This is a genomic window from Nesterenkonia sandarakina, assembly GCF_013410215.1.
In the GTDB taxonomy this organism is placed as follows: Bacteria; Actinomycetota; Actinomycetes; order Actinomycetales; family Micrococcaceae; genus Nesterenkonia; species Nesterenkonia sandarakina.
In genome coordinates, this window is sequence record NZ_JACCFQ010000001.1 from 2,835,419 (window position 1) to 2,858,715 (window position 23,297).

Annotated in this window: 19 protein-coding genes; 3 read left to right on the forward strand and 16 right to left on the reverse strand. The window is 67.6% G+C overall.

Annotated features, from left to right (window positions below):
• The first annotated feature begins 102 nt into the window (after positions 1–102).
• Entirely contained in the window at positions 103–561 is a 459-nt protein-coding gene (locus HNR11_RS12930; protein ID WP_179442706.1) for an ankyrin repeat domain-containing protein, read from the forward strand.
• 72 nt (positions 562–633) lie between these two features.
• Here the strand turns inward: HNR11_RS12930 and HNR11_RS12935 are convergent, their stop codons facing one another.
• From HNR11_RS12935 to argC, 6 genes are read right to left on the reverse strand one after another with little or no spacing between them, the layout of a single operon-like run.
• Entirely contained in the window at positions 634–1,134 is a 501-nt protein-coding gene (locus tag HNR11_RS12935) for an arginine repressor (RefSeq protein WP_058887170.1), read from the reverse strand.
• A 1-nt stretch (position 1,135) separates the two neighbouring features.
• Entirely contained in the window at positions 1,136–2,110 is a 975-nt protein-coding gene (gene argF / locus HNR11_RS12940; protein WP_179442707.1) for an ornithine carbamoyltransferase, read from the reverse strand.
• Positions 2,107–3,477: an acetylornithine transaminase gene (locus HNR11_RS12945; RefSeq protein WP_179442708.1), complete on the reverse strand. Its 1,371-nt coding sequence runs from the start codon at positions 3,475–3,477 to the stop codon at positions 2,107–2,109. The genes argF and HNR11_RS12945 overlap by 4 nt, the downstream gene beginning before the upstream one ends.
• A complete protein-coding gene (gene argB, locus HNR11_RS12950) occupies positions 3,474–4,418 on the reverse strand; it encodes an acetylglutamate kinase (RefSeq protein WP_179442709.1) in 945 nt (314 codons plus the stop codon). Before argB ends, HNR11_RS12945 begins: the two co-directional genes overlap by 4 nt.
• A 12-nt stretch (positions 4,419–4,430) precedes the next feature.
• Entirely contained in the window at positions 4,431–5,630 is a 1,200-nt protein-coding gene (gene argJ / locus HNR11_RS12955; protein ID WP_179442710.1) for a bifunctional glutamate N-acetyltransferase/amino-acid acetyltransferase ArgJ, read from the reverse strand.
• The gene (argC, locus tag HNR11_RS12960) at positions 5,627–6,658 is read right to left on the reverse strand and encodes an N-acetyl-gamma-glutamyl-phosphate reductase (RefSeq protein WP_179442711.1); all 1,032 of its coding nucleotides are present in this window, start codon (positions 6,656–6,658) and stop codon (positions 5,627–5,629) included. The genes argJ and argC overlap by 4 nt, the downstream gene beginning before the upstream one ends.
• Positions 6,659–6,761: 103 nt before the next feature.
• Here argC and HNR11_RS12965 point away from each other — a divergent pair, with 103 nt between their 5' ends.
• The gene (locus tag HNR11_RS12965; RefSeq protein WP_179442712.1) at positions 6,762–7,769 is read left to right on the forward strand and encodes a quinone oxidoreductase family protein; all 1,008 of its coding nucleotides are present in this window, start codon (positions 6,762–6,764) and stop codon (positions 7,767–7,769) included.
• Between the two features lie 38 nt (positions 7,770–7,807).
• On the opposite strand, the gene nagB is transcribed toward HNR11_RS12965, so the two are convergent.
• From nagB to HNR11_RS13000, 7 genes are read right to left on the reverse strand one after another with little or no spacing between them, the layout of a single operon-like run.
• Positions 7,808–8,590, reverse strand: coding sequence for a glucosamine-6-phosphate deaminase (gene nagB / locus HNR11_RS12970; protein ID WP_179442713.1), 783 nt, complete (start codon positions 8,588–8,590; stop codon positions 7,808–7,810).
• 59 nt (positions 8,591–8,649) lie between these two features.
• The gene (locus HNR11_RS12975; protein ID WP_179442714.1) at positions 8,650–11,532 is read right to left on the reverse strand and encodes an FAD-binding and (Fe-S)-binding domain-containing protein; all 2,883 of its coding nucleotides are present in this window, start codon (positions 11,530–11,532) and stop codon (positions 8,650–8,652) included.
• Positions 11,523–12,521 carry an N-acetylglucosamine kinase gene (locus HNR11_RS12980; protein ID WP_179442715.1) on the reverse strand — a complete coding sequence of 333 codons (999 nt, stop codon included), beginning with the start codon at positions 12,519–12,521 and terminating at the stop codon, positions 11,523–11,525. The genes HNR11_RS12975 and HNR11_RS12980 overlap by 10 nt, the downstream gene beginning before the upstream one ends.
• Positions 12,518–13,450 carry an N-acetylmuramic acid 6-phosphate etherase gene (murQ, locus tag HNR11_RS12985; RefSeq protein WP_179442716.1) on the reverse strand — a complete coding sequence of 311 codons (933 nt, stop codon included), beginning with the start codon at positions 13,448–13,450 and terminating at the stop codon, positions 12,518–12,520. Before murQ ends, HNR11_RS12980 begins: the two co-directional genes overlap by 4 nt.
• Complete coding sequence (locus HNR11_RS12990) at positions 13,447–14,943, reverse strand: sodium:solute symporter family transporter (RefSeq protein WP_179442717.1); 1,497 nt, start codon at positions 14,941–14,943, stop codon at positions 13,447–13,449. Before HNR11_RS12990 ends, murQ begins: the two co-directional genes overlap by 4 nt.
• 47 nt (positions 14,944–14,990) lie before the next feature.
• Complete coding sequence (locus tag HNR11_RS12995; RefSeq protein ID WP_179442718.1) at positions 14,991–16,175, reverse strand: anhydro-N-acetylmuramic acid kinase; 1,185 nt, start codon at positions 16,173–16,175, stop codon at positions 14,991–14,993.
• Positions 16,172–16,894 carry a UTRA domain-containing protein gene (locus HNR11_RS13000; protein ID WP_179442719.1) on the reverse strand — a complete coding sequence of 241 codons (723 nt, stop codon included), beginning with the start codon at positions 16,892–16,894 and terminating at the stop codon, positions 16,172–16,174. Before HNR11_RS13000 ends, HNR11_RS12995 begins: the two co-directional genes overlap by 4 nt.
• Before the next feature lie 113 nt (positions 16,895–17,007).
• Here HNR11_RS13000 and HNR11_RS13005 point away from each other — a divergent pair, with 113 nt between their 5' ends.
• Positions 17,008–18,204 carry an N-acetylglucosamine-6-phosphate deacetylase gene (locus HNR11_RS13005; protein ID WP_179442720.1) on the forward strand — a complete coding sequence of 399 codons (1,197 nt, stop codon included), beginning with the start codon at positions 17,008–17,010 and terminating at the stop codon, positions 18,202–18,204.
• An 87-nt stretch (positions 18,205–18,291) separates the two neighbouring features.
• On the opposite strand, the gene pheT is transcribed toward HNR11_RS13005, so the two are convergent.
• The 3 genes from pheT to HNR11_RS13020 are packed head-to-tail and all read right to left on the reverse strand — an operon-like array spanning position 18,292 to position 23,087.
• Positions 18,292–20,844 carry a phenylalanine--tRNA ligase subunit beta gene (pheT, locus tag HNR11_RS13010; protein WP_179442721.1) on the reverse strand — a complete coding sequence of 851 codons (2,553 nt, stop codon included), beginning with the start codon at positions 20,842–20,844 and terminating at the stop codon, positions 18,292–18,294.
• A gap of 3 nt (positions 20,845–20,847) precedes the next feature.
• Positions 20,848–21,897: a phenylalanine--tRNA ligase subunit alpha gene (gene pheS, locus HNR11_RS13015; protein WP_179442722.1), complete on the reverse strand. Its 1,050-nt coding sequence runs from the start codon at positions 21,895–21,897 to the stop codon at positions 20,848–20,850.
• A 50-nt stretch (positions 21,898–21,947) separates the two neighbouring features.
• Positions 21,948–23,087: an ICP22 family protein gene (locus HNR11_RS13020; RefSeq protein WP_179442723.1), complete on the reverse strand. Its 1,140-nt coding sequence runs from the start codon at positions 23,085–23,087 to the stop codon at positions 21,948–21,950.
• Between the last annotated feature and the right edge of the window lie 210 nt (positions 23,088–23,297).

The following is a 23,297-nucleotide window of genomic DNA, read 5'->3' on the forward strand; positions in this document are numbered from 1 at the left end:
GCATAAAGCATCTTGGTGAGGTTCGGGGTCCCCGTCAGGTTATCGCCTTCGCGACCCCCGGGGATCCGGGTACCGGCACCGGTCTCCGATAGACTTGCCGCCATGTCACAGGACTTCCAGCACGCTGCAGATCACTCAGAGAACCAGCAGCCCCCCGCAGGCGGCGCGCCGGAGCTGACCGAGGAACAGATGGAGTTCCTGGCCTCGATGTTCGGCCTCGCTCGAGCGGGCAAGACCGAGGAGCTGCTTGACCTCGTGGACCGGGGTGTGCCGGTGAACCTGAGCAATGAGAAGGGTGACACGCTGCTGATCCTCTCGGTCTACAACGATCACACCGAGCAGGCCCAGCACCTGCTGGCCCGCGAGGCCGACGTGGACCGGGTCAACGATCAGGGCCAGACCGCGCTGGGCTGCGCGGTGTTCCGGCAGAACGAGGTGGCCACGAAGGCGCTGCTCGCCGCCGGCGCCGATCCACGCCTGGGCCGCCAGAGCGCCTATGCCGTGGCCGAGATCTTCGGCCTGGACGCGATGCGCGCGATCCTCGACGCCCACCAGGGCTGAGTCGCTCACTCAGGCTGGCTCGCGCCCTCGGGCTGACTCGTCTTCCCGAACCGTAGCGCGTTCAGGGCTGGTTCAGCCGCGACCTTCGGCGAAATCGGTGAAGCGCTGCGCCACCGCGGCTCCTCCGTCAGGGGCGGTGGTGACCACCATGATGGTGTCGTCCCCGGCGATGCATCCCAGGACCTCGGAGATCCCGGCATGGTCCACCGCGCTGGCCAGGAACTGCGCCGCCCCGGGAGGGGTGCGCAGGAGGACCAGGTTCGCGCTGGGTTCCGCGGAGACCAGAAGGTCCTTGCACAGCGCGATCAGCCGCGCCGTCGTCGTCGCGTCGGTCTGATCGGCCTGCAGCTCACGGTCATGTCCGTCGGAGGGCACCGCGTAGATCAGCGCTCCCTGGGCTCCGCGCACCCGGGCGGCGCCGATCTCCACCAGATCCCGAGAGAGCGTCCCCTGGGTCACGGTGACCCCGGCGTCGGCGAGGCGTTCGGCCAGCTCGGCCTGCGAGCGGACCTGGGAGCGGGTGATCAGCTCGCGGATCTTCGCGTGCCGGGCGGTCTTGGTGGTGGGCGCCATCTCAGCGCTCCCCCGCGCGGACCAGCGCCTCGGTGTGCTCGTCGGCAAGCCCGGAGCGCACCAGCAGCCAGGCCATCAGGGCCTTCTGTGCGTGCAGCCGGTTCCCCGCCTCGTCGAAGACCACCGACTGCGGACCATCGATGACCTCGGCGCTGATCTCCACGCCGCGGTAGGCCGGCAGGCAGTGCAGGACGACGGCGCCCGGTGCGGCATGTGCCATGGCGGCGGCGTCGACCCGGTAGTCCCCGAAGAGCTGGAGCCGCTGCTGCTTCTCCTCCTCCTGGCCCATCGAGACCCAGGTGTCGGTGGCCACCGCATCGGCCCCGATCAGCGCCTGGACCGGATCCGTGGTGATCAGCACCTTGGCACCGGTCTGCTCGGCGCGGGCCTGGGCGGCGTCGATGATCCGCTGCTCGGGCAGGTGACCGGCGGGACCGGCGATGCGCATATCCATGCCGGCGTTGACGCCTGCGAGCAGGTAGGAGTTCGCCATGTTGTTCGCCGCGTCCCCCAGATAGGCCAGCGAGCGGCCCTGCGTGGCTCCGAGGTGTTCGCGCAGGGTCAGCAGGTCCGCGAGCAGCTGGCAGGGATGGTAGTCATCGGAGAGCGCGTTGATCACCGGGACCGCGCTGTGCGCAGCCATCTCTTCCAGCCCGGACTGGGCGTAGGTGCGCCAGATGATCAGGCTGACCATCCGATCGAGCACCCGGGCGGTGTCTGCGATGGTCTCCTTATGCCCGAGCTGGGACTCGCCGGGGTTGACCACCAGCGGGGATCCGCCGAGCGCGGAGATCCCGGCGGCGAAGGAGAACCGGGTCCGGGTGGAGGTCTTGTCGAAGAACACGGCGGCGGTCTGCGGCCCGGTCAGGGCCTTGATCTCATACGGGTGAGCCTTCATATGCGCGGCGAGGGTGAGCACCTGATCCAGCTCGGCGGGGCTGAGGTCTAGGTCGGTGAGGAAGTGGCGGACGGTCATGAGGTGCTCCTGCGGTGGATCTCGGGAAGGGCGTCGATGAACTGCTGGATCTGCTCCGCGCTGATGATCAGCGGCGGAGCAAGGCGCAGCGTCTTCGGACCCGTGGCGTTGATGATGAAACCCGCCTCCAGCGCGGCGGCGACCATGGCCGGGGCAAGCGCATCGGCGTCCTCGGCGGCGAGGTCGAAGCCGATCAGCAGTCCGTGGGCGCGGACCTCGGTGACGAAGTCCAGGCCGGCGAGGCCGCGGGCCGTGTGCTCGCTGACCTGCTGGACCTTGCGCAGCAGGTCGGTGGACTCGATCACGTGCAGCGTGGCCAGGGCGGCCGCCGTGGCGGCGGGGTTGCCGCCGAAGGTGGTGCCGTGCTGGCCGGGGTTCAGCAGCGTGCTGGCATGTTCCCCGAAGGTGAGCATCGCCCCGATCGGGAACCCACCGCCGAGACCCTTGGCCAGGGTCATCGCGTCCGGGAGCACCGGGTCAGAATCCGCCGGGGCGGAGTCGGAGAGCGCGGAGTCTGACGGCGCGAAGTCTGAGAGCGCGGGGTCTGCCGGCGCAGAGTCGGAGGGCGCAGAGGCGAACCAGGAGCCGGTGCGGCCGATCCCGGTCTGCACCTCATCGAAGATCAGCAGCGCCCCGGCGGCCCGGGTGATCTCCCGGGCGGCCTTCAGGTACCCGGCCGGGTGACCGTGGACACCGGCCTCGCCCTGGACGGGTTCGATGATCACAGCGGCCACGGTCTCATCCACCGCCGCGCGCAGCGCCTCGGCGTCCCCGGCGGGCACCCATTCCACCCCGCCGGGCAGCGGTTCGAAGGGTTCCCGGTAGCTGGGCTTGTGCGTCATCGCCAATGCGCCCATGGTGCGTCCGTGGAAGCCGTGCTCCAGGGCGATGATCCGGGGCCGGTCGGTTCCACCATGGCGACGCGCGAGTTTGAACGCGGCCTCATTGGCCTCGGTGCCGGAGTTGGTGAAGAACGCCTTGGAGCCTTCCGGTGCCTGGGCGAGCTGCAGCAGCTTCTCGGCGAGTGCGATCTGGGTGGGGCTGGTGAAGAAGTTCGAGATGTGCCCCAGGGTGCTCAGCTGGGAGGAGACCACGCTGGTGATCAGCGGGTGGGCGTGACCCAGTGCGTTGACCGCGATCCCGCCCAGCAGGTCCAGGTACTCCCGGCCGTCGGCGTCCCACACTGTGGCGCCGGAGCCGCGGACCAGCACGCGCTGCGGGGTGCCGAAGACCCCGAGCAGCGATTCGGTGTAGCGGGCCAGGAGCTGCTCCCCGGGCTCCACCGCGAGCGTCGCACTGGTGAGATCAGCGCCGGTGGGCTCCCCGGTACGCGACTCCGGCGGGTTCTGCTGAGTCTGCGGGCTCATGCCGCCTCCTCGTCGGGAACGATCTGGGTGCCCACGCCCTCGGTGGTGACGATCTCCAGGAGCATCGAGTGCGGCGCCCGGCCATCGACCACGTGGGCTCTCGGGACCCCTGCCTCCACGGCCTTCAGCGCCGCGGTCATCTTCGGGATCATGCCCGATTCCAGGCTGGGCAGCATCGCGCGCAGGTCGGTGGTGCTCAGTGAGGAGATCAGCGAGGACTTGTCCGGCCAGTTCGCGTAGAGGCCTTCCACATCGGTGAGCATCACCAGCTTGGCCGCCCCGAGCGCGGAGGCGACGGCGGCCGCGGCGAGGTCGGCGTTGACGTTGAGCACCTCGCCGGTGGGCGCGGCGTTCTCGGCGGTGGAGTCGAATTCCGGGGCGATGGTGGAGATCACCGGGATCCGTCCGGCGTCGAGCAGGTCGGTGATCGCATCGGGGTTGACTCCGCTGACCTCGCCGACCAGTCCGAGGTCGACGGTCTCGCCGTCGATCTCCACGGTGCTGCGGGTGGCGCGCAGCAGGGCTGCGTCCTCACCGGAGAGGCCCACGGCGTAGGGGCCGTGGCTGTTGATCAGTCCGATCAGCTCGCGGCCGACCTGTCCGGTGAGCACCATCCGGACCACCTCCATGGCCTCGGGGGTGGTGACTCGCTGCCCGGCGCGGAACTCGGATTCGATCCCGAGGGTTTGAAGCATCGCGTTGATCTGTGGGCCTCCGCCGTGGACCACCACCGGGTTGACTCCGACGTGGCGCAGGAAGACCACGTCCTCGGCGAAGGCGCGGCGCAGCTCGTCGTTGATCATGGCGTTGCCGCCGTATTTGATCACGATCGTCTCGCCGGCGAACTTCTGGATCCAAGGCAGCGCCTCGACCAGGACGGAGGCCTTGGCACCGGCGGAGCTCAGGCTCCCGGCGTCGCGGGGTTTCATGCTGGAGGTCATCGGGGTCCTTGATCAGCTGGAGTAGGCAGAGTTCTCATGCACGTAGTCGTGGGTCAGGTCATTGGTGAGGATCGTGGCCTCGGCGTCGCCGGCCTTCAGATCGATGACCACCTTCACGTGGCGCCCGCGCAGGTCCACCAGGTCTCGGTCATCTCCGATGCCCCCGGCGCGGCAGATCCACACCCCGTTGACGCTGACATCGATGGTGGAGGGGTCGAAGTCGACGTCGGTGGTGCCCACCGCGGAGAGGATCCGGCCCCAGTTGGGGTCCTGTCCGAAGATCGCGGTCTTGAACAGGTTGGACCGGGCCACGGCGCGTCCGGCGGTCTCGGCCTGTTCCTCGGTGGCGGCATTGATCGTGGAGATCGCGATCTCGTGGTGGGCGCCCTCGGCGTCGGCGATCAGCTGGGTGGCCAGATCCTGGCACACCTGGTTCAGCGCGGCCTGGAACTCGGAGAGGTCCACTCCGGAGGGGTCGGCCTGCGGGTGCGCCCCGGAGGCCATCGCGATCACGGTGTCGTTGGTGGACATGCAGCCGTCGGAGTCGGCGCGGTTGAAGCTGAGCCGCACGGCTTCGCGCAGCGCGGCGTCGAGGTCGGGCTGGGTGATCACCGCGTCGGTGGTGAGCACCGAGAGCATGGTGGCCATCCCGGGGGCGAGCATCCCGGCGCCCTTGGCCATGCCGCCGATGGTGAAGTCCGCACCGGCCGTGCTGGAGACCTTCATGACCGAGTCGGTGGTCATGATGGCCTGCGCCGCGCGCTGCCCGGCGGCCTCAGCAGGTGCCAGCTCGTTCACCGCGGCATGGATCCCCTCCAGCAGCGAGGGCATGTCCAGGCGGACCCCGATCAGCCCGGTGGAGCAGACCAGCACGTCCCCGGCGGAGACGTCGGCCCCGGTGGACTGCAGCTGCTCGGCCACGACCTCGGCGGTCTGGTGGGTGTCGGCGAAGCCGGGCGCACCGGTGCAGGCATTGGCCCCGCCGGAGTTCAGCACCACGGCGTCGGCGCGGCCATCGATGATCGCCTGCTGGGACCAGAGCACCGGTGCCGCAGCGACTCGGTTGGTGGTGAAGACGGCGGCTGCGTGCTTGTCCGGTCCGTGGTTGAGCACCAGCGCGACGTCGCGCGGCGGGTTGCCCTGGGCGTCGGCGGACTTCAGGCCGGCGGCGACGCCTGCGGCGCTGAATCCTTTCGCGGCGGTGACACTCATGGGGAGACTCCCAGCAGGTTGAGCCCGGTGGTCTCTTCGAGACCGAGGGCGATGTTCATGGACTGCACGGCGCCGCCGGCGGTGCCCTTGGTCAGGTTGTCTGCGGCCGAGACGACGACGGCGCGCCCGGCGTGCTCGTCCACGGCCAGCTGGATGGTGACGTGGTTGGAGCCCACCACCTGCTTGGTGGCCGGCCACTGGCCCTCCGGGAGCAGGTGGACGAAGGCCTCGGCGTCGTAGTGTTCGCGGTAGGCCGCGCGCAGTCCCGCCTCGGTGGTGCCAGGTGCCAGCTTGGCGGTGGAGGTGGCCAGGATGCCGCGCGGCATCGGGGCCAGGGTGGGGGTGAAGGAGACCTGGACCGGGGTACCGGCCGCGCCGCTGAGGCCCTGTTCGATCTCCGGGGTGTGCCGGTGCACCCCGCCGACCCCGTAGGGGCTCATCCCGCCGATGACCTCGGCGCTGAGCAGGTGGGGTTTCAGCGCCTTGCCTGCACCTGAGGTGCCGGTGGCCGCGACGATCACGATGTCATCGGGGGCCAGCAGTCCCGCCGCCAGGCCAGGGGCCAGACCGAGCATGATGGTGGTGGGATAGCAGCCGGGCACCGCGATGCGCCGGGCGCCGGTGAGTGTGGCGCGGGCTCCGGGCAGCTCGGGCAGCCCGTAGGGCCAGGTCCCATGGTGGGCGGAGCCGTAGAACTTCTCCCAGTCGGCGGCGGATTCCAGCCGGTGGTCGGCGGCGGCGTCGATCACGATGGTGTCCTCGCCGAGCTGGGCGGCGATCTCCGCCGAAGCTCCGTGCGGCAGGGCCAGAAAGACGACGTCGTGTCCGGCCAGGTTCTCCGCGGTGGTCTCCACCAATACCCGGTCTGCCAGGGAGAGCAGGTGCGGCTGCACGCTGCCCAGGCGCTCCCCTGCGCTGGAATGGGCGGTGACGGCGCCGATGTGAACCTCGGGGTGGCCGGCCAGCAGTCGCAGGACTTCTCCCCCGGCGTAGCCTGAGGCTCCGGAGACAGCGATCGAATAGGTCATACCCAGCAGTCTAGGCCGATATATGCGTCATCACCAATAATTATGCATTACTGGGGTCCGGGAACTTCGCCGCCGCGGGCCTGCGTTGGGTACGCTTGCGGCCATGAATGAACAGAGCGTTTTCCCGGAGGACCTGCCCGACAGAGCCCGTGTGGTGCATGCCGAGCAGGCAGGTGGGACCGAGGTGCTCATCGAGGCTCAGGTGCCGCTGCCCGAGCCGGGGCCGAACCAGGTGCTCGTGGAGACCGCCGCGACCGGGGTCAACTTCATCGAGACCTACCAGCGCAGCGGCGTCTACCCCGTGGAGCACCCCTTCGTTCCCGGCACCGAAGCCACTGGGCGCATCCTGGCCGTGGGAGAATCCGTGGAGTCCCTCTCGGTGGGCCAGCGCATCACCACCCTGGAGGCTTCCACCGGCACCTACGCCAGCCACTTCCTGGTCGACGCCGGCAAAGCCGTCCGCGTCCCGGATGAGGTCACCGATGAGCAGGCCGCCGCACTGCCGCTGCAGGGCATCACCGCCCACTACCTGGTCAACTCCACCTACCGGGTCTCCCCCGGCGAGACCGTGCTGACCCACGCCGGCGCCGGCGGGGTGGGTCAGATCCTGACTCAGCTGCTCAAGGCCAAGGGGGTGCGGGTGATCACCACCTGCTCCACCGAGGAGAAGGCCCAGATCGCGCAGGCTGCCGGAGCCGACTATGTGCTGGGCTATGAGGACTTCGCCGAGCGGGTCCGTGAGATCACCAAGGGTGAGGGTGTGGCGGCGGTCTTCGACGGCGTCGGCAAGGACACCTATGTCGGTTCTCTGGACTCCCTGGCGGTCCGTGGGGTGTTCGTGCTCTACGGCGGCGCCTCCGGGCAGGTGCCCCCGCTGGACCCGCAGGAGCTCAACCGCCGAGGCGGGCTCTATGTCACCCGACCGGCCACGCACTGGTACCTGCGCAACGCCGAGGAGCGCAGCTGGCGCTACGCCGAGCTCTTCAGCGCCCTGACCAGCGGTGACCTCAAGCTCAGCATCGGAGCCAGCTACCCGCTCGCCGAGGCGGGACGAGCCCACGATGACCTGGAGAACCGCCGGACCACCGGCAAGCTGCTGCTGCGCCCCTGAGGGCCGCAAAGCACGGCTACCCGGACCGCGGGCTGAGGTCAGAGACCCTGCCAGGCAGGTTTCGCCGCGAAGGTCTGGCGGTAATAGTCGGCGAGCTGCAGTCGCGAAGCGGCCGCTTCATCAACCAACACCGTGGCGTGCGGATGCAGCTGCATCACGGTGGCTGGCCACAAGGCAGATATCGGACCCTCCACAAGTTGATGGACGGCCTCCGCCTTGTGTCTGCCGCTGGCAAGGAGAACCAAGTGTCGCGCTTCAGATATCGTGCCAAGTCCCTGGGTCACGCAGTGCACCGGCACCTTGTCGACGTCGCCGCCGAAGAACCGCGCGTTATCTGCGCGAGTCTGCGGAGCAAGTGACTTGATCCGAGTGCGCGAGCTCAAGGATGAGCCCGGTTCGTTGAAGCCTATGTGGCCATCAGTTCCGATTCCCAGCAGCTGGAGATCCACTCCCCCGGCCCGTGCGAGGGCTCGCTCATAGTCTGCGCAGGCCGCTGGGATGTCCGCCGCGAGCCCGTCAGGCCCGTGGACCCGCTCAGCGTCCCAGTGCACACGGTCCGCAAGCTCCTCCGCGATCACGTTGTGATACCTCTGTGGGTGGTCAGCGGGGAGCCCCACGTATTCATCCAGCATGAAGCCTCGCGCCCGCGCGAAGGACAATCCGTGCTGCTCATGGCGATGAATCAGCTCCCCGTAGACCGCCAGCGGACTCGAGCCGGTGGCAAGCCCGAGGGTTGAGTCGTCGTCACGGCGCAGCAACGCCTCTATCGCATCGGCGGCGAGTCTCGCCTGTTGATCGACTGGGGCAATGATGACCTCCATCACCAATCACGTCCTTCTCTCGTTTCGGATCTGCAGCTGGATAGTCGTCTGGCTCAGCGTCACGCTGGAGTGCCTGGTTCCGTTCCCCTCGCGGCGACGTCGGCCGCCACCTCCAGCACATGACGGTAGGTGCGTCCGGTCGCACGGGTCATGGCGATCTCGCACGCCCGGTTGGACGACGCATGATCTGCGGCGTTGATCTGCTGAACTTCGCGTGCCTCTGCAGCGGTTGCGGAGGCGGTCAGCTCGGGATGCAGCATGCCCCGATCTCCGGCGAAGCCGCAGCAGGCCCAGTCATCGGGCACGTGAACCTGGTGCGCCACTGCCCGCGCGACACGGAGCAGGTCCGCTTCCCCACCAGCCTTCATCGTGGAGCAGGTGGGGTGCAGGGTCAGCGACTCGATACGCTGCCCCGGTTCGATCTCCAGACGGGGCAGCACGTGTTCGGCCACGAAGCTCACGGCGTCGATGACTCGTCCGGCTCGCGGGTCCCCCGCCGCGCTTGCCGCAGCCATGATCGAGGCGACACCTTCTGTGCAGGAGCTTGCGTCCACGACGACGGGGAGCAGATCCTCGACTCGATCATTCACAAGTCGCCTGGTGCGATCCACCGAGTCGAGAACCTGCTCTGCCATGGCCTCATGGCCCTCGGCGAGACCTTTGGAGGACCATGGGGTGCCGCAACAGAGTGCATCGACCTGCTTGGGCATCACCAGATTCAGTCCGACGATTCCGCACAGCTCTGCGACCGAGGACTGCGCGCCTCGAGACCCATCGGGGGCGGAAAACATCGCACCCTGACAGCTCGGCAGAAAGAGGGCGGCAACCGGCTTCACCGGGTCCCCCTCAAGGTTCACACCACTGCGGCGCCGTCCGCCGGAGGGCAGGTCCGGTGTCCAGAGAGGCACCGTCTCGGCCCCCAGCATCGATCGCACCGCGGCGTTCGGCCACGCGATCGCAGCGCTTGGCAGTGCAGAGGCGGCGTCCAGCCCACGACCGGCGGCCTGCGTGACGGCTGACCATCGATTGGCGGCCAGCTTGCCCAGGCGCTGCTGAGCAGGGCCCCTGCTCTCTTCCCGCAGCCGCTTGACCAGCGCGCCGGTGTCTATGCCCACGGGGCATGCGGTGGCGCACATGCCATCGGCGGCGCAGGTCTGGAGACTGTCGTACTGCTGCTGCGAATCCAGCTCCGCGACGAGGGTTCGATCTCCGCGGGACAGTGCCCGCTCGCGTTCTCGACGCACCACGATCCGCTGCCGCGGGGTGAGCGTGAGATCCCTGCTGGGACAGACCGGTTCGCAGTAGCCACACTCGACGCAGCTATCCACTTCAGCATCGACGCGATCCACCGGTTTGAGGTGATTCACATGTGCCTTGTCGTCCGCCGTGAGCACCACGCCTGGGTTGAGGGTCCCCGATGGATCGCAGGCTGCCTTGATCCGGTGGAGGACCTGGACCAGGTCCGGCGAGTACTGCCGATCGATGAACGGGGCCATCGCACGTCCCGTGCCGTGCTCCGCTTTGAGGTTGCCGCCTTGACGAAGAACCAGCTCCACGAGGTCCTCGGTGAAGGCCGCCAAGCGCTCCAGCGCCGCGGGGTCCTCGGTGTCCTCGGTCAGCATGAAGTGGATGTTGCCGTCCTTCGCATGACCGAAGATCACCGGATCCACATATCCGTGGTCCGCCAGCAGAACGGAGAGCTCCTCGCAGGTGTGGGCGAGGCGCTGAACCGGCACCACCACGTCCTCTAGCAGAGCCATGGTCCCGCTGGGGCGTGCACCCGCAACCGCCGCGTAGAGTCCCTTGCGGACTGCCCACAGCTGCGCTCGGCGGCTCATGTCACGGGTCAGCTCCACCGGATGCGTCGTCGGGGTCCGGTCCAGGGTTGATGCCACCTGCGCGAGGTGTTGATCAAGTTCGAGCGCTGAATCGGCGCGATACTCGATGAGAATCGCGGCGTGTGCGGCTACCGTGAGATCCGCGATGACGGAGGGGACATCGGGGCTTCGACTTGCCACCTTCAAGGATGTGGCATCCATCAGCTCCAGGGCCTTGGCCCCGGTGCTGACCAGTTCGGGCAGGGCACGAGCAGCGACGTCGAGCGAGTCGAAGACCAAGAGTCCCGTCGCGCAGTGGGAGTGGACCGGCACGGTGCGGAACACCGCTTCGGCCACGAATCCCAGGGTCCCCTCGGAACCGACCATCAGCTGCAGGAGTATCTGGACCGGATCGTCATGGAGACAGAGTGCGTCGAGGGAGTATCCCATGGTGTTCTTCATCGAGAATCGTTCAGCGATCTCGGTCATGGCGGACGGGTCTGCCCGAACCTGGTCCCTGAGCGCCTCTAGTTCGGTGACCAGTCCAGGTTCTTCCGCACGAAGACACTGCAGGGCGTCGTCTCTGGAGGTGTCCACGACTGTCCCGGAGGTCAGAACGAGCGTCATCGACTCCAGGGTCTTTGCGCTGTTGTATTCGATCCCTGCGGCCATGCCCGAAGAGTTGTTCGCGATCACCCCTCCAACGGTGCACGCCGCTTCGCTTGCTGGATCTGGTCCCAGGGCGCGACCATGGCGAGCCAGGCGGATGTTGACCGCGCGAAGCGTGGCACCTGGTTGAACCCGGACACGGCGTCCCTCGTCGAAGACCTCGATCGCGCGAAAGCCGCGTCTGGTATCGACCTGGATGCCGGTCCCGCAGGACTGTCCGGACAGACTCGTCCCTCCGGACCTGAAGGTGACCGACGTGCCGTGCTCGGCCGCTAGCTGAAGCACGGCACTCACCGAAGCGATGTCCTCGGCAATGACGATCACCTCCGGAACTAGCAGGAAGTGCGAGGCATCGTGGGCTCGTGCGTGCAGGTCAATCGCACGGTCGAGCACCTTCTCGGCACCCAGCTCGCGGCGCAGATCGGCGATGAGGCGTGCGGGCGCTTTCAACTCCATATGAACCCCTCCTGTGGGCCCAATGCGTCCCTTGCGCGAAGCCGGGCCAGAGACAATGAACCTTCCAACGGGTCTCCCAGCGCCTCGCCGATTGAGACATCCCCGCGCTGGCGGGCGACTTCTTCGGCAAACGCATCGCTGAGCAGCGGTCCGGCACCCACGAGCCCACCCGTGAGTACCAGATTTGCTGGGCGGTCCTCCCCCAGCGCCGCGAGACCACTCTTCGCGGCCTCGCGGCCTGCATCGCGGACCAGAACACAGGCGGTCTCGTCGCCGCGCCCGGCGACACCGACCACCGCGGCGGCGAATTCTGCAAGGACCCCCGCCCGATCTTGCCGCGTGTAGAGCTGAGCAGGCCAGGATTCGGGCGCGCCGAACCGTTCACGACCAGCTACCAGCAGGGCGTGACCACCGTGATCGACCCCGTCGTAGGCTCGCATGGCCGCTTCCAGGCCACGCCGCCCCAACCACGCCCCACCGCCACGATCGCCCAGAAGGTGTCCCCACCCATCGACTCGACGCCAGGCGTGGTCGCCGCCCGCGGCCTCCGCCATGCCGGGATGGCTGATCGCGATGGCACCGGTGCCCAGCGCCACCACTGCTCCTCCCGCTTCACCGAGCGCGCCGAGGTGGGCCGTGACTGCATCGATGGCGATGGCAGTCGGGGTCCCGAGCTCGGCGCTCAACTGGACGGCCAACTCGTGAGGGTCTCGCACCAGCGACGCCAGCCCTGAGGCCCCGATACCGACTCCGGCAAGGCGCGAGGTCTCCTCCGGCCAGGACGTCATGGCATGAGAGAGCATCTCGCGTATCACCTGAGGGGCGGAGGACCCACCGGCATGCACCTCGACTCGAGGCCCGTCCAACACTCTGCGTGGACCTCCTGCTGTGGGCAGCACCGCGAGGCGGCTCCCCGAGCCTCCGAGGTCCAGGCCTACCAGTGAGCCCGCCAGACCCCGCACCCTGGGATCTCCCACCGCGCGGATCATGGACGACGCGCCGTGGATCTCGGGTCTCGGAGCGCTTCGCGCACGGAACCTGCATGCTCCTCCAGCAGTTCGATGGCCTCCTGGACGGAAACCTCCCCCAGTGCGGCGAGGATACCCACCTTCAGGTCCCCTCCGGTTCTTTCAAGCAATGCACTGGCCTCGTATGCATCGAGATCGGCGGCGTCACACAGGATGCGGGTCGTCCGCTCACGGAGTTTTGCGTTGGTCGCAACCACCGAGACCATCAGGTTCTGCCAGGTGCGACCCAGCTCGATCATCAACGCGGTGGAGAATCCATTGAGCACGAGCTTCTGTGCGGTGCCTGCTTTCATCCGCGTAGAACCGGTGACGACCTCCGGGCCGGTGTTCAGAAGAAGGTGCTGGTCCGCGTGGGCTGCCACTCGCGCCTCGGGGTTGCTGGAGATCAGCACGGTGTACGCGCCAGCTCCCCTGGCCGACTCCAACGCCCCCGCCACGTATGGAGTATTGCCGCTCGAGGCGATGCCGATCGCGAGGTCGTCGGAACTCAGCGCGCTCGCATCGGCGCGTCCAGATTCGACGGAGTCCTCCGCATTCTCGACGGCTTCCACGAGAGCCTGCGGTCCACCCGCGATGTGACCGACGACGCGGCCTGGTTCGAGGTTGTAGGTCGGCATCAGTTCGCTGGCGTCAAGGACACCGAGTCGACCCGACGTGCCTGCCCCGAAGTAATGCACCGTCCCTCCACGGCGAAGCCGGCGTGCAGCCTCGTGCACCACGGGGGCGAGCTCGGGAAGCACCGCAGCGACCGCGTCCACTGCCACACGATCCTCAGTGTTGAGCAGCTGCAGGACCTCCAGAGTGTTGAGGTCATCGAGGTTCATGCTGCGCGGATTGCGCCGCTCCGTCGGAGGTAGGGCGCTGGATGCGGACTCGACACTGGGGCTCATCGTTGCATCTCCGTGAGCTGCACGGGCGCCGCGGGAGTGGAGTGACGCAGGGAGAGCAGACCGCCGACCGCGAACGTCACCAGGACACCCATCAGCGGGTACCACTGCCACGCCACCCAGACTTCTCCCACCACGTACTTCTCCATCACGAAGAAGAATGCGTTGACGGCGACTGCGAACACGAAAGCGATATTCGCATCCGCCGCGCGGGCCCGCTTGTTGATGATGCCGAACATGAAGGCTCCCAACAGTCCGCCGTAGGTGATTCCGGCGACCCCCAGGGCGAGGACGACGATGTTGCCTTCATCGGAGCGGAACACCATCGCCGGAGCGATGAAGGCGAGTCCCCAGCCGATGGTCGCCCAGCGGCCGGCGCGGAGCCCCTGCTCGTCGGTGAGGGGGGTCTTCTTCAGCCGCGCGTAGACGTCTGTGACCGTGGATGAGGACAGTGCCGAGAGCGAGGAGGACAGTGTTGACATGGCGGCCGCCAGGATTCCTGCGAGCAGCAATCCGGTCACACCTGGTGGCAGACCTTCCACGATGAACATCGGGAAGATCTCGTCGTCGCGGGTCAGACCCAGTGAGTCCGGAGTCGCCTGATCGTAATAGCCCCACAGCGCCAGCCCCACCAGCAGGAAGACGGCGAACTGGAACAGCACGATGACGCCGGAGACGATGATGGCCTTCTGCGCCTCCGCCTTGGTGCGGCAGGCCAGCAGCCGCTGCACTACAAGCTGGTCGGAACCGTGGGAGGCCATGGCGAAGACCGCGCCTCCGAGCAGCGATGCGATGAATGACCCGCTGGTGGAGATCGGGTTGCCCTCGAAGATGAACATGCTCAGTTTGCCGGCTTCGGCGGCCTCCGTGAACCAGCCTCCGCCGGTGGCAGATGTGATCACGATGATGGAGAGGATGCCGCCACCGACGTAGAGAAACATCTGGGCCACATCGACCCAGACGACTGCCTTGATGCCGCCGATGAATGTGTAGAGGATGGTGACCACTGCGAGCACCACGATGATCGTGAAGTAGTTCGCGTTGATGCCGATTCCGTCAAGGATGATTTTCAAGGGAATCGCGGCGGCCAGCACACGTATGCCGTCGGCCAGCAGCCGCGTGATCAGAAACGTCACACCTGCCGTGGTCTGTGTGCTCTGCCCGAAACGCTTACCGAGGTACGCGTAGGCGGTGACCATTTCACCGTCGTAATAGCGTGGCAGCATGAAGAAGGCCACCACCACGCGTCCCAGGATGTAGCCGAGTCCCAGCTGGAGGTACGAGATGTCCCCCAGGTAGCTCATCACGGGGATGCCGATCACGGTGAGAGCACTAGTCTCGGTCGCGACGACAGACAGGCACACCGCCCACCAGGGCAGGTTGCGGCCGCCGAGGAAATAGTCCTTGAGCCCGGTCTGCCGACCGCTCAGTCTGATACCCAGCCAGGCGGTGGCGGCGAGATACGCCACTATGACCAGAAGGTCTATGGTCTGCACGTAGTTCCTCTTTCCATCCTCAGGGTGCTTTTTTGAGTGATATCGGGTCAGCTCGCCACACGGAGCCGTACTGGTCCGGTACGGAGCGGTTCTGGCAGTCGGAGCGGCTTCGCTCCTGGTGTGAACCGACCGGCGAGTGTGCCGTGAGTTGCTCCGGTGACACTCGGCAGGGTCGCGGGCAGGCCGTGCCAGCTGAGCCAGCCCAGCAGGGCCACGAGGCACCCCTCCTTCGCCTCCGAGGGCAGGCCGAGCGCCTCGTCAGTTGTCGTGACCGGAACCCCTGCGCCCAGCTCGTCGCGCAGCTCCGACATCAGGGTGGGGTTTCTCGTTCCACCACCGGAGGCGGCAACCTCACCCACTCCCATAGGCATGCAGGCCTGGGCGACCGTGCGGGCGGTGAGACGGGTCAGCGTGGCGATGATGTCGTAGGGGTCCAGTCCGGGATGACGCGTCAGGTGACGGTCCAGGTACGGGCCGTGGAACAGCTCCTTGCCGGTGGATTTGGGAGCGGGGCGGGCGTAGTAGGGATCTGCCAACAGGTCTGCCAAGAGCGCCTCGTCGACATGTCCTTGGGCAGCCATCGCACCCTCCCGATCGAAGGACCTGGGGTCTCCGGTGATTCTGCGCGCCATCACGTCGATCAGAGCGTTCGCCGGGCCGGTGTCGAAGGCGATCGTCTCACCGCGCGGTGAGACGATCGTGACGTTGGCGATGCCGCCGAGGTTCAGCATCGCGCGCGGCTGTTCCCCGCCGACCAGCATCAGATGGTCCAGCATCCCTGCAAGCGGTGCGCCCTGCCCTCCGGCGGCCACGTCTCGCGACCGGATGTCCGAGAGCACAGGCACTCCCAGCCTTTCAGCGATCCACGCCGGCTGCCCCAGCTGGAGCGTGGACTCGACTGCGCCGTCGCGCACGTCGTGCCGGATGGTCTGCCCGTGCGAGACGATCAGGTCACAGTCGAGCCCCGTCTTCTGGCATATGGCGGCAACTGCCTCCGCACTGAGCTGACCCAGTCTTCTGTCCACGCTGCTCACCAACGCCAGGGGCACGGGCTCGGGCTCCAATAGGCGCAGGATATCCAGAGCCAGATCCGAGTCGAAGGCGACCTCGTGGAAGCTACGCAGCTCCATCTCCAGGTGAGGCTCATCGACCGATCCCTCGAGACGAAATTCCACCAGCGCGACGTCAAGGGCATCGGCGGATGTCCCAGTCATCAGTCCTGCCACGATCATGAGGTCTCCTCAGCAGTGATTGTCGGCACCGTCAGTTCGGTCCGGATCTTGTAGCGGTCCCCGCGATAAAGGGAACGGACGAACTCGATGGGCTGTCCCTCGGGACCCCACGATGTGCGCTCGAACATCAGTGCCGGGGAGTGCAGAGGAACATGCAGATCTCTTGCCTCATCGCTGTCGAGCACGGTGGGTTCGATGGTCTGCACGCTGCGCCGCACGCTGATGCCGAGTCGCTCGCGAAGCAGGTCGTAGAAGGAATGATCCTCGAGATCCGCTGCGACCAGGTCAGGCATCAGGTCTCGTGGAACGTTGAGCTCCTCCACCGCGATGGGCTCGTCATCAGCGAGCCTGAGGCGCGTAACCCGGGTGATCTCAGCCAGAGGATCCATGTTGAGTCGTCGACCGAACCGCGCACCGGCAGCCAGCACGTCGAAGGCCAGGATCCGAGCACCTGGACGCATTCCGCGGGCACGCATGTCCTCAGAGAAGGAACTGGCGAGCAGGGGCTGGTCTAACTTCGGTCCAAGCGCGAACACTCCGGCTCCGTGGCGTCGGCGCACGGCTCCTCGTGCCACAAGCTCATCGATCGCACGCCGAAGAGTCATCCGAGAGACCCCGAGCTCCTGGGACAGATCTCGCTCGGGAGGAAATGGGTCCCCCGCGGACATCTGGTCAAGGCGATCCAGGAGCTGATCGCGCACATTGTGGTACTTGGTCACGAGACCATTGAGACACAGCTCACCCCAAGAATCAAGACCACTGGACTAACTTTGCGTCGGCTGCGATGATGTGAGGTGTCGCATCTGCAAGAATCACCGCCCCGGGAGGCCTGATGGATCACGTTCTCTTCGCTGAATCTGCTCTGACTCCCGACGGAGTGCTCGGCCCCTATTGGCTTCGTATTGCGGCCGGGAGAATTGCGGAGGCTGGGCACGGCAGACCGCCGCAGCTTCCTGACGAATACGTCAAGGACGCGGTGATCGCCCCTGGCTTCGTCGATGTGCACGCCCACGGTGGCGGTGGCGCTGCCTTTACAGATGGTGCCGTTTCCGGGCGGAGTGCGTTGCTTGCTCATCGTCTTATGGGAACGACCACCATGTTGGCTTCTCTGGTAAGTGCTCCCGTGTCCGTGATCCTCGAGCAGGCCGCAGAGCTGAGTTCCCTGGTGGACTCCGGCGAGCTCGCAGGGGTCCATCTAGAGGGTCCGTGGTTGAGTCCGGATCACCGCGGGGCCCATGAGGCCGAGGTGCTCAGTGCTCCGACCTTCGACGCAGTTTCTGCTCTGCTCGAACACCCTGCGAGAAATCTGATCAGATACGTGACACTCGCACCCGAGCGTAACGGAGCGCTGGAAGCGATCCAACGGATGCGCTCCGCCGGGTCGACCCTGGGCATCGGTCACACTGGGGCCAGCTGCGCTCAGACCCGGGAAGCGATCGCCGCCGGGGCCAGCGCGGCCACGCACCTGTTCAATGCCATGAAGGGCCTGCACCACCGGGACCCAGGCGCGGCTCTGGCACTGCTGGAGGACCCCACGGCCTTCCTGGAACTGATCAGCGACGGGGTACATCTCGACGCCGAGATGATCCGCTTCGTCTGGGACTCCGCAACACGCAACGGCGGACCCCAGCGTCCGGTGCTGGTCTCAGACGCCATGCCCGGGGCTGCCGCTCCGGACGGTCGCTACAGACTTGGAGCGGTAGATGTCGAGGTTCTGGGAGGCGTGGCCAGACGCGTGACCTCAGACGGCAGCCTCGGTGCGATAGCGGGTTCAACGCTGACCCTCTCCGCTGCCGTGCGGGAGAGCATACTTCGCGCCGGCATTGATCCGGCGCAGGCTCTCATGGCCGCGACCGCGAACCCTGCGTCCATGATCGGGCTTGAGGACGTCGGCAGGCTGCTCCCCGGTGGCCGTGCCGACCTGGTGCTGCTGGACCCGGAATGGCAGGTCCGCCGGGTGATGTACCGCGGCCGCTGGCTGGATCAGCGGTCCTCGGGTGCCTCACAGACCGATGGTCCGGCAGACTGAGCGTCTGCCGGACCACCTGGGTCCTCAGCAGTGAACCGTGGGGGCTGGGTCAGCCCCGCGTGGTCACCGCTGAACGTGATGCTGCGCTTACCGCTGCACAGCCCCGTGGCGCTGCTGGGCCAGGGCGACGGCGCCGGCGCGGGCCTCGGAGGCCTCCTCGGCGGTGAGCGTGCGGTCCGCGGCTCGGAAGCGCAGCGCGAAGGCCAGCGACTTGTGTCCGGCCTCGATGTGCTCACCGGAGTACACGTCGAAGAGCTCGATGCTCTCCAACAGCTCCCCGGCACCTTCGATCAGGCTGGCCTGCAGCTCCCCGGTCGGAAGCTGCTCGGCGACGATCAGAGAGACATCCTGGGTGGTCGGCGGGAAGGTCGAGATCGGCTCGGCGCTGATCTGCTCCGGGGACCCGTCGATGAGCGCGGAGAGATCCAGCTCCATCACCGAGGTGCGGGCGGGCAGGTCGAGTTCTTCGATGACCTTGGGGTGCAGCTCGCCGGCGTGACCGACCCTCACTCCGTTGAACCGCAGCTCGGCGGTGCGCCCGGGGTGGAAGGCCTGGTGCCGGCCCTGGACCACCTCGAGGCGCACGCGCAGCAGGTCAGCGACCTTCTGCGCGGCGTCCACCGCATCGGCCCAGTCACGACGGCGCCCGGGGACACCGGGCAGCTCGGCCGCCTCGGCGCCGCTGAGCGCGGCCGCGATATGCAGCGGCTGATCGGGGATGCCGGCGTCGAGCCCTGCCAGCACCTCTTCCCCGGGGTAGGCCCCGAGGTCCGGGATGCTCGCCGAACCCAGCTGGGACTTCGGGTGGAAGACCGTGCCGGCCTCGAAGAGTGCCACATCGGTGAAGCCGCGGGAGACGTTGCGGCGCAGCGCCTCCAGCAGCCCCGGGAGCACGGTGGTGCGCAGCGCCGGGTACTGGCTCGCGATCGGGTTGGCCAGACGCAGCATCGGCATCGGCTTCCCATCATCCTCGGCCTGCCCGAACCGGGTGTTGGCGGCCTGGGAGTAGAACGGGTAGCTGAGCACCTCGGTGAAGCCCGCCGCGGCCATGCCGGCGTAGACGCCGCGGCGGCGCTGCTGGGAGGGGGTGAGTCCGCGGCCGGCCGGCGGCACCGGAAGCCTGGAAGGGATCTGGTCATAGCCGACGAGCCGGGCGATCTCCTCCACCAGGGCGGCGGGGATGGTGAGGTCCGGGCGCCAGCTCGGCGGGGTCACCAGCAGGTGCTCCCCGTCCTGACCCAGCTCGGCGCCGATGGCTTCCAGTGTGTAGCGGATCTGCTCCGGGGTGTAGGCCACCCCGGTGAGCTGCTCCGGAAGCGTGGACTCCAGCCGGATCGGCTGCGGGAGCACCGGTGCTCCGGCGTCGGTGATCTCGCGAGAGTCGGTGCCCCCGGCCAGCTGGACTAACAGGTCCACCACGCGCTGCGCGGCGAGCGGGGGCAGCAGCGGGTCGACGCCGCGCTCGAAGCGCTTGGAGGCCTCCGAGGGCAGCTTGTGCCGACGCTTGCTGCGGCTGATGCTGATCGGATCGAAGTGCGCGGCCTCCACGACGATGCTCGAGGTGCTGGCGTCCACCTCGGTGCGCGCCCCGCCCATGACCCCGGCGATCCCGATCGGACCGGACTGATCCGCGATCACCAGGTCCTCCGGGTTCAGCGTGCGGACCTTCTCATCCAAGGTGGTGAGCTTTTCACCCGCCGCGGCACGGCGGACCTCGATGCCGCCGTCGAGCTTGGCCGCGTCGTAGCAGTGGTTGGGCTGACCCAGTTCGAGCATCACGTAGTTGGAGACGTCGACGGCGATGTTGATCGAGCGCATCCCGGCCAGGCGCAGCCGGGAGGCCATCCAGGGCGGGGTGGGCGCGGCCGGGTTGATCCCGGTGACCGTGTGCGTGACGAACCGGGTGCAGCCCTGCACCCCGTAGATGGGGGCGTCATCGTTGAGGCTGACCGCGTGACCGGGCCGGGCGGCGTCGTCGTCCTTGGTGGTGCTGATCTGGGCTGCCGGGTCGGTGCACGGGGTGGAGGTGGCGTGGGAGTACTCCCGGGCGATCCCGCGGATGGAGAAGGCGTAGCCGCGGTCGGGGGTCACGTTGATCTCCGCGGCGGAGTCATAGAGGCCCAGCAGCTCCATGGCGTCGGTGCCCGGCTCCGGGTCAAGTCCCAGCCGCGAGAGCACCAGGATCCCGTCGTGGTCCTCGCCGATGCCGAGCTCGCGCACCGAGGCGATCATGCCCGCGGAGACGTGGCCGTAGGTCTTGCGCGCGGCGATCCGGAAGTCTCCGGGGAGCACCGCACCGGGGAGGGTGACCACGACCTTGTCGCCGACCTCGAAGTTGTGCGCGCCGCAGACCACGCCCTGGACTCCCGAGGGGTCGATGCCCTCGTGGGTCAGGGTCTGCGCGGCGCCCTCGGGCACCACCCGGACCTGGCACCAGTTGATGGTCTTGCCGTTGGACTGGGGCTCGGGGATCTTCTCCAGCACCTCGCCGACGACGATCGGGCCGCTGAGCGAATCGGTGGGACGGTGCACGTCCTCCTCTTCGAGACCGACCTTGACCAGTTCGGCCATCAGGTCCTCAGCGCTGCCCGATTCGGGGAACTGGGTGTATTCACGAATCCAAGAAAGCGGAATGCGCATGTCTCAGACCTCCATTCCGAAGTGCTGGCTGAAGCGGATGTCGCCTTCGATCATGTCTCGCATATCGGGGACCCCGTTGCGGAACATCAGGGTGCGCTCGATCCCCATGCCGAAGGCGAAGCCGGTGTAGACCTCTGGGTCCACCCCGGCGGCGCGCAGCACGGCGGGGTTCATCATGCCGCAGCCGCCCCATTCCACCCAGCGCGGGCCGCCCTTGGCCTGGGCGTGCCAGACGTCGAGCTCGGCGGAGGGTTCGGTGAACGGGAAGTAGCTCGGGCGCAGCCGGATGGCGGCGTCGGGGCCGAACATCTGCCGGGCGAAGTGCTCCAGCGTGCCCTTCAGGTCAGCCATGGTCAGGCCCTTGTCCACCGCGAGGCCCTCGAACTGGTGGAACACCGGGGTGTGGGTGGCGTCGAGCTCATCGGTGCGGAAGGTCTTGCCGGGGCAGAGCACGTAGACCGGCAGCTCGCGGCTCAGCAGCGAGCGGATCTGCACCGGGGAGGTGTGCGTGCGCAGCACCAGGTGCGCCTCCGGGGGCTCCACGAAGAAGGTGTCCTGCATCTCCCGGGAGGGGTGGTCCGGGGCGATGTTCAGCGCGTCGAAGTTGAACCACTCGGACTCCACCTCCGGGCCCTCGGCGATCTCCCACCCCATGGCGATGAAGACGTCGGAGACCCGCTCCTGCAGCACCGAGAGCGGGTGCCGGGCCCCGAGCGGACGACGCCGGGGCGCCGCGGTGACATCCACCGTCTCCTCCACCAGGATCCGCTCCGCGTGCTCGGCCTCGAGCACCGCGGTGCGCGCGGCCAGGGCCTTCTGCATCTTCCCGCGAGCGCCGCCGAGCAGCTTGCCTGCGGCAGCCTTCTCGGTCTTCTCCAACGACCCGATCGCACGGTTGGCCAGCACCAGCGGCGCCTTGTCTCCGGTGTGCGCCAGGCGGGCGGTCTTGAGCTCCTCGAGATCGCCGGCGGCGGCGAAGGCGTCGACGGCCTGCTGGACAGCATTCTCGATGGCGGCTTCATCCAGCGGATGCGGTGTTTCGGGCGTGGACATTCTGCTCCCGGGTCAGGTGGGTGGAAACAATCCCGGTCAGTTTATGCGGGTCACTGGTAGGAGACGAACCACGGTGTGGGGTCCAGGGCGAAGGTCTGCGCCGAGGTGAAGGTCGGGGAGTCCTCGTCGTAGAAGTTCTTCCAGCCCAGCCAGATGTCCTCGCTGAGGTCCCGCTGCAGGCTCTCGTAGGTCTCAGTCTTCATCGAAGGTGTTCCGTGGCCGTCGGCGTGGAGCAGGATGGCCAGCTCCTCATGGGAGGTGTCGATGTCCTCGCGGTCGGTGATCATGGCGTGCTTGAACTGGTGCAGCACCAGCAGCTTCTGCGGCAGCTCATGCTCTTCGGTGAGTCCGGCCAGCCAGTCGGAGACCTGGTTGATCTCCTCGGCGGTCACCGAACCGATCTGTTCCATGTGCCGCTGACCCTCGCTGAGCCGCCACTCCGGATCCAGCGCCAGCCCGACGTGGGGCTGGGCCAGGAGTTCCTCGTAGTCCTGCGCCTGGTCCAGGAAGCTGGCGTGGCCGGGCTGGAGATCGAGCACCACGTAGATCTCTTCCTCGGCCGCCAGATCCACCCAGGGCTCGATGACCTCAGGGTCCAGTGCGTTGGTGTAGTTCCCGTCCACCCCGGGCTCGGAGATGGCGATGGAGGTGATGATCTCAAAGGCCGGCTGGACCGGTTCCTCGGAGTGCTCCTGGTACTGCTCGGCGTAGAACTTCACCCGCTCCGCAGCGTCCTCAGGGGAGCCCTCCCCCATGACCCCCAGCGCCGGAATGCCGGGAGCGCCATAGGCGGCGACGAAGCGCCGATCAGGGAAGAGCGTGTCGCCTCCGCCCGGCAGCTCAGCCGGCTCGGCTTCGGGCTCGTCGGCTGAATCTTCGGGGTCCTCTGAATCTCTCGGATCCTCTGAACCTTCGGGGTCCTCGCCCTGGGCAGCTGAATCCGCGTCGTCGGCCTCGTTCGAGTCACTCGCGGCGGCGTCGTCGTTCGCGTCCCCGTTCGCGTCCCCGGCTTCGTTGCCGTCACTCTCAGCGCCGGAGTCACCCTGGTCCTCGGCGCCCGCGCCGGGCTGCTCGGCGGCATCCTCGGAGGCGGCGCTGGAGCCGCAGGCCGGCAGGGTCACGGCGAGCAGCATCGCGCTGAGCAGGAGCCCCGGGCGCAGGGTCTGGGAGGTCGGGGCGGAGAGGTCCATGAGCTTCACGCTACCGGTGCGCTGCTTGCGCCCAGGAATCGACCTGGGAATCGGGACCCCATCACCGATAGCCGCGCGGCCCCTGACGTTCGTCGCATCGCTATGCCATGTCCCATGGCTTTGGGCCGAAATACCGATGGGACATGGCATAGACATGCGACAGATGCCTTGGGGAGGCTCCCAAGGGCCGGGCCGGCCCGGCCCGGCCCT